An 11,399-nucleotide genomic window follows, 5' to 3' on the forward strand; every position below is an offset into this window, starting at 1 on the left:
GCAGCTGGCTGCCCGAACCGATTCGCACCGAGACCGACGCCAGTTCCGATGTGCTGCTGGCGGAATCGGTGTCGATGGCCATGCTGCTGGTGCTCGAGACCCTCGGCCCGACCGAGCGCGCGGTGTTCGTCCTCTCGGAGGTGTTCGGCCACAGCCTGGTCGAAATCGCGGGCATGGTCGGCAAATCCGATGCGACCGTGCGCCAGATCGCGCACCGCGCCCGCGAGCACGTGCGGTCCCGCAAGAAGCGGTTCGAATCCGACTCGGACACCAGTCGCGCGGTGATCGGAAAGTTCTTGCAGGCCGCGCAGACCGGTGACGTCCAGACGCTCATGGACGTGCTCGCCCCGGACGTCGTGCAGATCTCCGACGGCGGCGGCAAGGTCACCGCGGCCCGCCGCCCGGTGGTCGGCGCGGAGAAGGTCGCCACCTACCTGATCGGGCTGGTGCGAAAGGCATTGGGGGACATGACCATCGAGTTCGGCACCTACAACGCGCTGCCCGCGATTCTGCTGCGCGACGCGGACGGGCGGCTCGACACCGTGCAGCTGATCGAGATCAGCGGGGACCGCATCACCGGGCTGTACGCGGTCCGCAATCCCGACAAGCTGCACACGGCCGACTTGACGCGGGCGCTGAACCGGTGACTACGGCTCCAGCAGCCGCTGAATCGTTGCGTAGCTGGGGATCTCGCCGACCAGCTGATGGCCGTGGGTGACCGATTCTGCGGTGTGCACGGCGGCGGCCAACGCCGCGCGGTAGAGCAGCGATCCGGTACTGACCCGCCGCACCCCGAGTTCGGCCAGCTCGGCGACGGTCGGCCCGGTGGGGGAGAACAGGAGATTCAGCGGTGCGGTCAAAGCCGTGGTGAGCGCGCGGATACCCTCGGGATCGGTGATGCCGGGCACGAAAATGCCGTCCGCACCGCACTTCTCGTAGTACAGCACCCGGTCGAGGGTGGACGCCGCGTCGATGCCCAGCCAGTAGGTATCGGTGCGCGCATTGATGAAAAGCTCGGGCACCCTGGACTTCACGGCTGCGATCAGCTCGCCGTGCGCCTCCGGATCGGCCAGCTCCGCATTGGATCGGCTGTCCTCCAGGTTGATTCCCGCGATGCCCAGCGCGACCAGCTCGGCGCAGAACTCCGCCACCTCACCCGGGTCGGTGCTGAATCCGCCCTCGACATCCACCGTCACCGGAATCGAGAGCCGCCCGAGTCGCCGTGCCAGCGCGAGGGTTTCGTCGCGGGTGGCCGCGGTCCCGTCGGGCAGCCCGGCGGTGGCGGCGACCCCGAGACTGGTGGTGCCGATCGCCGGGAATCCGGCCTCGGCCAGCATGGCGGCCGAGCCGAAGTCCCAGGCATTGGGCAGCACCAGCGGCTTGTCGCCGTGGTGCAGGCTGCGGAACAGCTCGGTCTTCGTCATGCCACCGCTCTCAGGGCCGGGTGATCGCTCCGCGCCGCGGAGGTCAGTTCACGCAGGGAATCTTCGAGCCGATCGTAGTGGTGACGGGCTTACCGGAATCCGGCGCGTCGGAGGTGGTGGTGCCGCCGGTCGAGGTGCCGCCCGCGGTGGTGGTCGGGCTGGTGGTGGTCGCCGTCGGATCCAGGGATGCCGGAATCTCGAGATCGGGTCCCACGACCAGCTTCACGTGACCGGCGGACAGCGAGGTCGACGGGCTCACCGGCAGGCCGCCGAACATCTCCGACAGCTGCTTGGCGTCGACGTCCGCGCCGGTGCCGTAGTAGATCGTCGAGGTGGTGCCGTCGGCATAGGTCGCATTGGTCACGTCGCCGGCCGGGAAACCCTTGGTGGTCAGCAACTTCGACACCTTCGCCGCCTGGCCGGGCGTGCCGCTGGCATTCGCCACATCCAGCGTCGAGGTGGGGGTGGTGGCCGGGGCGGCGGGCGCGGCCGGGGTCGACACCCCGAACGCCTCGCGCACCGTCTTCTTGATGGCCACCGGATCGATGATGTTGACGTCCTGGCCGTCGACATTGTCGTAGCGCAGCACCGGCAGCGTCCGGAACTCCACCGTCGGCGATTCCGCGCGGCCGAGCGTGGTGGCGAAATCGGTGAGGCTCCAGCCGTCCGAGAGCACCACGTCCTTGTGCGCCACATCCATGAGCGACTTGAGCCGTCCCGGATTGGCCAGCGTGCCCGAGCTCTTCATGGAATTGGCGACCGAGGTGAGGAACGCCTGCTGCCGGTGGGTGCGGTCGAGATCGCCGTTCTCGAGGCCGTGCCGCTGCCGCACGAAGGCCAGCGCGTCGGAGCCGTCGAGATGCTGGGGTCCGGCGGGGAAGACCGCGCCGGAGTAGTAGCTGTCGTCCACGGCGTGATTGAGGCACACGTCGACACCGCCGAGCGCGGTCGCCAGATCGTAGAAGCCGGCCAGGGAGATCTCCGCGAACCGGTTGATGGGCACGCCTGTGAGCGCCTTCACGGTCTGAACGATGCTGGCGCGCCCCGCCTCCCGGCCCTGACGCTCGAGTTCGGGTCCCTCGGCCATGCCCTTGGCCTTGAGCTTCTCCTCGACCGACCACTTCTTCAGGCCGTAGGACTCCTTGATCTTGGCGTGGTCGTAGCCCGGAATGCCTTGTACGGGAACATAGTCGTCACGCGGAATCGAGAACGCGACGATGTGTTTCAGATCCTTCGGAATGTGCACCAGGATGAGCGAATTGGCGTTGTAGCCGCCCTCGGAGCCGTCGCCGGCGTGCAGCTGGTCGAGGATCGCCTTGGGAAGATCGTTGCCGTCCAGGTCTTTTCGGGTGTCCAGACCGATCAGCAGCATATTGATGTCGCCGTCGAGGTTCACGTCCTCCGGGGAGATCGCGCCCGAGCGGGTGAAGCCCTGATCCAGGCTGGTCTCGCCGTACCAGACGATGCCGGTGATGCCCATCACGCCCGCGGCCACCAGCGCCATGACACCGCGCCCGGCCATGCGCAGCCGCCGATCCCGCTCGCGCTGCGCCGACGTGCGCTCGGGTTTGCCGCCGGTTCCCCCGGTCTTGCCCTCGGAACGCCGCCGGTCCGCCCGTCGACGGCTCGTGGGTGGCTCGGCACGTCGCGACCGTCGGGGAGTCGGGGTGGGCGTCTCCGGTGTCCGGCGGCTGCGGCCCGCTTCGGGACCGACGACCGGCAGCGGTTGGGTGGCGTCGTCGTACATGGCGCTGTCGAGTGTGCCGTAAGCGGCGCTCGCTGTCAGATTCTCGCCCGGTTGTGAATGAGCTTGCACAGTCGTGCATAATCATCACATGGCGGATGTCTCGAACGGACCCCTGCGGGTCGCGGTAGCTGGTGCGAGCGGCTACGCGGGCGGCGAAGTGCTGCGACTGCTACTCGGTCATCCAGCCTACCGAAGCGGGCGCCTCGAGATCGGGGCGCTGACCGCGGGGTCCAATGCCGGCACCACCCTGGGTGAGCTGCAGCCGCATCTGCTGCCGCTGGCCGACCGGGTGCTCGCGCCCACCACCGTCGAGGAACTGGCGGGCCACGACGTGGTCTTCCTGGGCCTGCCGCACGGGCAGTCCGCGGCGATCGCCACGGCATTGCCGGAGTCCACGATCATCATCGACTGCGGCGCCGACTTCCGGCTCACCGACGCGGCCGCGTGGGAGAAGTACTACGGCTCCCCGCACGCGGGCAGCTGGCCCTACGGGCTGCCGGAACTGCCGGGCGGGCGCGAGAAGCTGCGCGGGGCAACCCGGATCGCGGTGCCCGGTTGCTACCCGACCGTGTCGAGCCTGGCGCTGGCCCCGGCCGTCGCGGCGGGGATCATCGAGCCGCGGGTGAATGTGGTTGCGGTGAGCGGCACCTCGGGCGCGGGACGCAAGCTCGATGTCGGGCTGCTGGGCTCGGAGGTGATGGGCTCGCTGCGTGCCTACGGCATCGCGGGCGCGCACCGGCACACCCCGGAGATCGCGCAGAATCTGAAGGCTGCCGGTTCCGGTGTGGACGTGAGTGTTTCGTTCACCCCCGTGCTGGCCCCGCTGCCGCGCGGCATCCTCGCCACCTGCACCGCACCGACCACCGTGGACGCCGCACAGGCGCGCGCCGTCTACGAGAAGGCCTACGCCGATGAGCCTTTCGTGCACCTGCTGCCCGAAGGCGTACTGCCGCAGACCGGTTCGGTGCTCGGCTCCAATGCCGTCACCCTGCAGGTGACCGTGGACACCGACGCCGGGCTGCTGGTGGTGATCGGCGCGATCGACAACCTGACCAAGGGCACCGCGGGCGCCGCGGTGCAATCCATGAATCTGGCTCTCGGAATCGACGAGACCGCAGGACTTTCCACCGTAGGAGTGGCACCGTGACTATCGACAACGGCAAGCTGGTGCGGACCCAGGGCGTCACCGCACCGTTGGGTTTCCGCGCGGCGGGTATCGCGGCGGGCATCAAGAAGTCCGGCAAGCCGGACCTGGCGCTGGTGTTCAGCGAGGGCCCTGAGTACGCGGCCGCGGGCGTGTTCACCCGCAACAAGGTCAAGGCCGCGCCGGTGCTGTGGTCGCAGCAGGTGCTGAGCGGCGGCCGGCTGCGCGCGGTCATCCTGAATTCCGGCGGCGCGAACGCGTGCACCGGCCCGGGCGGCTTCCAGGACACCCACGCCACCGCCGAGGAGCTCGCGAAGGCGTTGAGCAACTGGGGCACCGAGACCGGCGCGGGCGAGATCGCGGTCTGCTCAACGGGTTTGATCGGTGACCGGCTGCCGATGGACAAGCTCATCCCGGCCGTCACCGAGATCGTGCACGAGATGGGCGGCGGGCTGTCCGGCGGCGCGGAGGCGGCGCGGGCCATCATGACCACCGACACCGTGCCGAAGGAGGTGGCGTTCCATCATCGGGACAAGTGGAACGTCGGCGGCATGGCCAAGGGTGCGGGCATGCTCGCGCCGTCGCTGGCCACCATGCTGGTGGTGCTGACCACCGATGTGGTCGCCACGCCCGAGCAGCTGGACGAGGCGCTGCGCAAGGCGACGGGCTACACCTTCGACCGGCTCGACGTGGACGGCTCCTGCTCCACCAATGACACCGTGCTGCTGCTGGCCAACGGCGCGTCCGGGGTCACGCCGTCGCAGGAGGATCTGAACGCGGCCGTGCTGGCGGTCTGCGACGATCTGGCCGAGCAGCTCATGTCCGACGCCGAGGGCGTCACCAAGCGCGTGCACATCACCGTGAAAGGCGCTGTGAGCGAGGAAGAAGCGCTCGTCGGCGCGCGGGCACTGGCTCGCGACAGCCTGGTGAAGACCGCGTTCTTCGGCTCCGACCCGAACTGGGGCCGCGTGCTGGCCGCCATCGGCATCGCGCCCATCGAACTGGATCCGAACCGGGTTTCGGTGTCGTTCAATGGATCTCCGGTGTGCGTCGACGGCGTGGGTGCGCCGGGCGCGCGCGAGGTGGACCTGTCCGGGCCCGATATCGCGGTGCTCGTCGACCTCGGCCTGGGCGACGGCGAGGCGACCATCCGCACCACCGACCTCTCGCACGGCTACGTCGAAGAGAATTCGGCCTACAGCTCATGAACGATGTGGTGAACCAGCTTTCGGCCCTCGACAAGGCGCACGTCCTCGCCGACGCGCTGCCGTGGCTGCAGAAATTCCGCGACAAGATCGTGGTCGTGAAGTACGGCGGCAACGCCATGATCGACGACGAGCTGAAGAAGGCGTTCGCCGCGGATATGGCGTTCCTGCGCACGGTCGGCGTGCACCCGGTGGTGGTGCACGGCGGCGGGCCGCAGATCTCCGCGATGCTGAAGAAGCTCGGCATGACCGGTGAGTTCCGCGGCGGTTTCCGGGTCACCACGCCCGAGGTCATGGATGTCGTGCGTATGGTGCTGTTCGGGCAGGTGGGCCGGGAACTGGTGGGGCTCATCAACGCCCACGGACCGTACGCGGTCGGCATCTCCGGTGAGGACGCGCACCTGTTCACCGCGACGCGGCGCACCGTACAGGTCGACGGCGAGGCCACCGATATCGGGCTGGTCGGCGACGTGACCTCGGTCGAGCCGTCCGCCGTGCTGGATCTCATTGCGGCGGGCCGCATTCCGGTCGTGTCCACCATCGCCCCCGACGCGGACGGCGTGGTGCACAACATCAATGCCGACACCGCCGCGGCCGCGCTGGCCGAGGGCATAGGCGCGGAGAAACTGGTCATCCTCACCGATGTCGAGGGCCTCTACACGAATTGGCCCGACCGGTCCTCGCTGACCTCGCGCATCGACACCGACGCGCTCGCCAAGTTGCTGCCGTCGCTGGACGAGGGCATGGTGCCGAAGATGGAGGCCTGCCTGCGCGCCGTCGAGGGCGGCGTCCCGACCGCGCACGTGATCGACGGGCGGGTCGCCCATTCGGTCCTGCTGGAACTGTTCACCGGGGAGGGCATCGGCACGATGGTCACCCCCGCCGAGGAGAACTCATGAGCACTGCCGACATTCAGCAGCGGTGGAACACCGCGTTGATGAACAACTACGGCACCCCGAAGGTGGCGCTGGTGCGCGGCGCGGGCGCGGTCGTCTACGACGCCGACGGCAAGCGCTACCTGGACTTCCTGGGCGGCATCGCGGTCAACAGCCTCGGCCACGCGCATCCGGCGATCCTGGCGGCGGTCACCCAGCAGCTGGGCACGCTCGGGCACGTGTCGAATCTGTATGCCTCCGAACCGGTCATCGAACTGGCCGAGCGGCTGCTCGCGCACTTCGGCGACGGGCACGGCAAGGCGTTCTTCTGCAACTCCGGCACCGAGGCCAACGAGGCCGCGTTCAAGATGGCGCGGCTGACCGGCAAGACCAAGATCATCGCGTGTGAAGAGGCCTTCCATGGACGGACCATGGGCGCACTGGCATTGACGGGTCAGCCGTCCAAGCGGACCCCGTTCGAGCCGATGCCCGCCGGCGTCGTGCACGTGCCCTACGGCGACGCCATGGCGCTGGCCGCCGCGGTCGACAAGGACACCGCCGCGGTGTTCCTCGAACCCATCATGGGCGAGAGCGGTGTCGTGGTGCCCCCGGCCGACTACCTGGCCAAGGCCCGCGCCATCACCAAAGACCAAGGCGCGCTGCTGATCCTGGACGAGGTGCAGACCGGTATCGGCCGCACCGGCGCGTTCTACGCGCACCAGGCGGCGGGCATCGTCCCCGATGTCATCACCCTGGCCAAGGGGCTCGGCGGCGGCCTACCCATCGGTGCCGTGCTGGCCCAGGGCGCGGCGGCGGAACTGCTGCAGCCCGGCATGCACGGCACCACCTTCGGCGGCAATCCGGTGTGCGCGGCGGCGGCGCTGGCCGTGCTGCGGACCATCGACGAGGAGGGTCTGCTCGCGCATGTGGAGACCGTCGGCAAGATCCTCGTCGACGGCATCGAGAACCTGGATCACCCGCTGGTCGACCATGTGCGCGGCGCGGGCCTGCTCATCGGCATCCAGCTGACCGCCGACGTCTCCGCCCAGGTGGACGCCGCCGCGCGGGAGGCCGGTTACCTGCTGAACCCGGCCAAGCCCAATGTGATTCGACTCGCGCCGCCCCTGGTTCTGACCGAGACTCAGGCCGAGAACTTCCTGTCCGACCTGCCAGGCATCCTCGATGCCGCCCAGGCCACCGAGGAGACCAAGTGACCATCCGGCATTTCCTGCGTGACGACGACGTCACCCCCGCCGAGCAGGCCGAGATCCTCGCGATCGCCGCGGAACTCAAGGCCGCGCCGCAGTCGCGCAAGCCGCTCGCGGGGCCGCGCGGTGTCGCGGTCATGTTCGAGAAGAACTCCACCCGCACCCGGTTCTCCTTCGAGATGGGCATCGCTCAGCTCGGCGGGCACGCCGTCGTGGTGGACGGGCGCGACACCCAGCTGGGCCGCGAGGAGACCCTCGCCGATACCGGCCGGGTGCTGTCGCGGTACGTGGACGCCATCGTGTGGCGCACCTTCGAGCAGGCTCGCCTGGACGAGATGGCCGGGGCCGCAACGGTTCCCGTGGTGAACGCGCTGTCCAACGAGTTCCACCCGTGCCAGGTGGTCGCCGACCTGCAGACGCTCAAGGAGCGCAAGGGCGCGGACCTGTCCGGTCGCAATCTCACCTTCCTCGGTGACGGCGCGAACAATATGGCGCACTCGCTCATGCTCGGCGGCGTGACCGCGGGCATGAACGTGACCATCGCCGCGCCCGAGGGTTTCGAGCCGCTGGGCTGGATCCTCGACGCCGCGCAGAAGCGGGCCGCCGAGACCGGCGCCACCATCACCGTCACCAATGATCCGCAGGCCGCCGCCGAGGGTGCGGACGCGCTGGTCACCGACACCTGGACCTCCATGGGCCAGGAGAACGACGGCCGCGATCGCGTCGCCCCCTTCCGCCCGTTCCAGGTGAACGCCGCGCTGCTGGCCCGGGCCGCCGCCGATGTGACCGTGCTGCACTGCCTTCCGGCGCACCGCGGCGAGGAGATCACCGACGAGGTGCTCGACGGGCCGCACAGCGCGGTCTGGGACGAGGCCGAGAACCGGCTGCACGCGCAGAAGGCGCTACTCGTATGGCTGCTGGAGCGATTCGAGCGAGGTGAGAAGTGAGCGGCGAACGTCGCTCACCCGCCACCGTGTCCGGCAAGGCGGGTGCGGCCATCGCGCGCACCCGCGCCGGGCGGCAGGCGCGGATCGTCGCGATCCTCTCGCAGCACGAGGTGCGGAGTCAGTCCGAACTGGCCGTGCTGCTTTCGGCCGAGGGCATCGAGACCACACAGGCGACGCTGTCGCGTGACCTCGACGAGCTCGGTGCGGTGAAGTTGCGCGCGGCCGACGGCGGCGCGGGCGTCTACGTGGTGCCCGAGGACGGCAGCCCGGTCCGCGGTGTCACCGGCGGCACCGAACGCCTCTCCAAGCTCCTCGGCGACCTGCTGGTCTCCACCGACGCCAGCGGCAATATCGCAGTCCTGCGAACTCCGCCCGGGGCCGCGCACTTCCTCGCCAGTGCCCTCGACCGCGCCGCGCTGCCGGAGATTGTGGGCACCATTGCGGGCGACGACACCATCGCGGTCATCGCGCGCGAGCCCATGACCGGCGCGGAGCTGGCCGCCAAGATCGAACAGCTGGCCTGAATCGGGCTGTGCCGCAGGATAATTGCGGTAGCGAGGGCGATACGGGCGCGTACGCTCGGAGGATACGAAATCCCCGAGCGAGGAACGCACATGTGCGAAGGCTATGGACTGATCGCATCCTTCGAAGCCGGGACGCGGGAGCGGCCCGAAGTGCCGGAGGTGGTCCAGGAGAGTCTCACCCGGACCGCCGACGGGATGTGGGTGGTACTGGCGCACAAGGTGGCTCGCCGGGTTGCGGGGGAGGAGCTGTTCATTCCGGCCACCGGCGGTGAGCCGTACCCGATCGACGCCGTGGCGCAGTGCCGCCGCGGTGGCAGCCACGCGGTTCCGGACCCGTTGTGCAGCTGCGGATTTCATGCCGTGTCGGACAGCGCGCCCGAGCCTTACGGCGGGCGGTTCACGCAATTGACGGTCGCCTTGTCGGGCCGGGTGCTGGCTTCCGACTGGATCGGTGGCGGAATTCTGTTCCGAGCGGAACGACAGACCGTGCTCAGCTGGAGCGATGTCCCGGTACCCGATCCGATTCGCGTGCCCGATTTCCCGCCGCAGCCCCCGGCCCCGCCGACCGAACCCGGCGGCCGCACGGCTCGATTGCGGCGACCCTACCCGCGCGACCTCGACAGCGCCGCGCTGCGCCTACCGGTCAGCCCGCCGCCGTTCGTCCGGCTCGCCGATGACGCGGGCTACTGCCTCGGCCGGATCTACGACCTCGCCTCGACTGCCACAGCCGATTCGGCCCTGGCTCCGGGGATGGAGGCCAGCAGGTCCCGGGTATAGGCGGCCGCGGGAGTCGTGAGGATTCGGGTGGTGGGGCCCTGCTCCACGATTCGGCCCTCGCGCATGACCACCACGTCGTGGGCGAGGGCTCGGACCACCGCCAGGTCGTGGGTGATGAAGAGGTAGCTGAGGTTCAGGCGGGACTGGAGGTCGGCCAGGAGGGTGAGGATCTGGTTCTGGATGAGGACGTCGAGGGCGGAGACGGGCTCGTCGCAGATCATGAGGCGGGGGTTGACGGCCAGGGCGCGGGCTATGGCCACACGTTGGCGTTGGCCGCCGGAGAGTTCGTGGGGGTAGCGGTGGGCCAGGGCGGCGGGGAGGGCCACCTGGTCGAGGAGTTCGGCGACGCGGGCGCGGCGGACAGTGCGGTCGCCGGTTGCGAAGGCGCGCAAGGGTTCCGCGATCAGGCGTTCGACCGTCCACATCGGGTCGAGGGAGGAGTAGGGGTTCTGGAAGACCGGTTGCATGGCGCGGCGGGCAGCCCGTAGTCGGGCGCCGCGGAGGGTGACGATCTCTTCGCCGTCCAGGCGGACCCTGCCGGAGGTGGCGGGGAGCAGGCCCAGGATCATGCGGGCGGTGGTGGTCTTGCCGGAGCCGGATTCGCCGACGATGGCGGTGGTGCGGCCGCGGGAGATGGTGAAGGAGACATCGTCGACGGCGGGTGCGGGTTGGCGGCGACCGCGGGCCCGGAAGGTCTTCGAGAGGTTCGAAACCACCAGGACCGGAGGCCCTTCGGGGTCGGCTGCGGTGTCCTCCACCAGTGGGGCCGACTGGGCGGGGGCGGCGGCGACCAGGCGGCGGGTGTAGTCCTCGCGGGGGTCGGTGAGAACGTCTCGGGCGGGGCCGGATTCGACGATCCGGCCGTCGGACATGACCAGGACGCGGTCGGCTCGTTCGGCGGCCAGGGCCAGGTCGTGGGTGACCAGCAGCAGGGCGGTGCCCAATTCCTTGGTCAGTTCGTCCAGGTGGTCGAGGATTCGGCGTTGCACGGTGACATCGAGGGCCGAGGTGGGTTCGTCGGCGATGAGCAGGCCGGGGCGGCAGGACAGGCCGATGGCGATGAGGGCGCGCTGGCGCATGCCGCCGGAGAGTTCGTGCGGGTATTGACGGGCCTGGCGCGCGGGGTCGGGCAGGCCCGCCTCGCCGAGGAGTTCGATGGCGCGGTCGGTGGCGGCGCGGCCCGAGTAGAGGCCGTGTGCCTCCAGGGTTTCCGCGACCTGGCGGCCCACCCGGGACACCGGGTTCAGGTTCGACATCGGGTCCTGCGGGACCAAGCCGATGTCCTTGCCGCGGATGCCGCGCAGGTGCTTCTCGTCGGCGCGAGTGAGATCTGTTCCACGCCAGCGGATGCTGCCGCTACGGACCCGCCCGGCGCCGGGCAGCAGGCCGATGATCGCGTGCGCGAGTGAGGATTTGCCGGATCCGGAGGCGCCGACCACGGCGACCCGCTCGCCGGTGGCGATCGTGAGGTCGACGCCGTCGACCGCGGTCATCGCGCCGAAGTCCACGCGCAGATCGCTGATCTCCAACAGTGATTCACTCATCGCG

General features: G+C 69.6%; 11 protein-coding genes. 8 read left to right on the plus strand and 3 right to left on the minus strand.

The features are described 5' to 3' along the window. Window positions 1–647, plus strand: a 647-nt coding sequence (locus ON43_RS13835) for a sigma factor-like helix-turn-helix DNA-binding protein (RefSeq protein ID WP_040807587.1), incomplete at its 5' end; no start/stop codon positions are given. Here the strand turns inward: ON43_RS13835 and ON43_RS13840 are convergent. Both ON43_RS13840 and ON43_RS13845 read right to left on the minus strand, forming a co-directional pair. Next, complete coding sequence (locus tag ON43_RS13840; RefSeq protein WP_040807588.1) at window positions 648–1,424, minus strand: isocitrate lyase/PEP mutase family protein; 777 nt, start codon at window positions 1,422–1,424, stop codon at window positions 648–650. A 43-nt stretch (window positions 1,425–1,467) separates the two neighbouring features. Next, window positions 1,468–3,171 carry an LCP family protein gene (locus ON43_RS13845; RefSeq protein WP_040807673.1) on the minus strand — a complete coding sequence of 568 codons (1,704 nt, stop codon included), beginning with the start codon at window positions 3,169–3,171 and terminating at the stop codon, window positions 1,468–1,470. A gap of 88 nt (window positions 3,172–3,259) precedes the next feature. Between ON43_RS13845 and argC the strand changes: the two genes are divergently transcribed. From argC to ON43_RS13880, 7 genes are all read left to right on the plus strand, one after another. Further along, on the plus strand, window positions 3,260–4,318 hold the full coding sequence (gene argC / locus ON43_RS13850; RefSeq protein ID WP_040807590.1) for an N-acetyl-gamma-glutamyl-phosphate reductase: 1,059 nt from the start codon (window positions 3,260–3,262) through the stop codon (window positions 4,316–4,318). Beyond that, window positions 4,315–5,523, plus strand: coding sequence for a bifunctional glutamate N-acetyltransferase/amino-acid acetyltransferase ArgJ (gene argJ, locus ON43_RS13855; RefSeq protein WP_040807592.1), 1,209 nt, complete (start codon window positions 4,315–4,317; stop codon window positions 5,521–5,523). Before argC ends, argJ begins: the two co-directional genes overlap by 4 nt. Further along, a complete protein-coding gene (argB, locus tag ON43_RS13860) occupies window positions 5,520–6,419 on the plus strand; it encodes an acetylglutamate kinase (RefSeq protein ID WP_040807595.1) in 900 nt (299 codons plus the stop codon). Before argJ ends, argB begins: the two co-directional genes overlap by 4 nt. Next, window positions 6,416–7,609: an acetylornithine transaminase gene (locus ON43_RS13865; protein WP_040807596.1), complete on the plus strand. Its 1,194-nt coding sequence runs from the start codon at window positions 6,416–6,418 to the stop codon at window positions 7,607–7,609. Before argB ends, ON43_RS13865 begins: the two co-directional genes overlap by 4 nt. Continuing rightward, window positions 7,606–8,550, plus strand: coding sequence for an ornithine carbamoyltransferase (gene argF, locus ON43_RS13870; protein ID WP_040807598.1), 945 nt, complete (start codon window positions 7,606–7,608; stop codon window positions 8,548–8,550). Before ON43_RS13865 ends, argF begins: the two co-directional genes overlap by 4 nt. Before the next feature lie 26 nt (window positions 8,551–8,576). After that, window positions 8,577–9,074 (plus strand): arginine repressor, encoded by a 498-nt coding sequence (locus tag ON43_RS13875; RefSeq protein WP_040807674.1) that lies wholly within the window; start codon window positions 8,577–8,579, stop codon window positions 9,072–9,074. A 90-nt stretch (window positions 9,075–9,164) separates the two neighbouring features. After that, window positions 9,165–9,851, plus strand: coding sequence for a hypothetical protein (locus tag ON43_RS13880; RefSeq protein ID WP_040807599.1), 687 nt, complete (start codon window positions 9,165–9,167; stop codon window positions 9,849–9,851). Here ON43_RS13880 and ON43_RS13885 read toward each other — a convergent pair. Continuing rightward, entirely contained in the window at window positions 9,776–11,395 is a 1,620-nt protein-coding gene (locus tag ON43_RS13885; RefSeq protein WP_040807602.1) for a dipeptide ABC transporter ATP-binding protein, read from the minus strand. The genes ON43_RS13880 and ON43_RS13885 overlap by 76 nt on opposite strands. Window positions 11,396–11,399 lie beyond the last annotated feature (4 nt).

It is taken from the genome of Nocardia concava NBRC 100430 (assembly GCF_000308815.1).
Taxonomy (GTDB): Bacteria; Actinomycetota; Actinomycetes; order Mycobacteriales; family Mycobacteriaceae; genus Nocardia; species Nocardia concava.

Bases quoted from the DNA above. Each gene is read 5' to 3' on its own strand.
- ON43_RS13840 (WP_040807588.1), bottom strand. From the start codon at position 1,424: ATGACGAAGACCGAGCTGTTCCGCAGCCTGCACCACGGCGACAAGCCG.
- ON43_RS13845 (WP_040807673.1), bottom strand. From the start codon at position 3,171: ATGTACGACGACGCCACCCAACCGCTGCCGGTCGTCGGTCCCGAAGCG.
- argC (WP_040807590.1), top strand. From the start codon at position 3,260: ATGGCGGATGTCTCGAACGGACCCCTGCGGGTCGCGGTAGCTGGTGCG.
- argB (WP_040807595.1), top strand. From the start codon at position 5,520: ATGAACGATGTGGTGAACCAGCTTTCGGCCCTCGACAAGGCGCACGTC.
- ON43_RS13865 (WP_040807596.1), top strand. From the start codon at position 6,416: ATGAGCACTGCCGACATTCAGCAGCGGTGGAACACCGCGTTGATGAAC.
- ON43_RS13880 (WP_040807599.1), top strand. From the start codon at position 9,165: ATGTGCGAAGGCTATGGACTGATCGCATCCTTCGAAGCCGGGACGCGG.
- ON43_RS13885 (WP_040807602.1), bottom strand. From the start codon at position 11,395: ATGAGTGAATCACTGTTGGAGATCAGCGATCTGCGCGTGGACTTCGGC.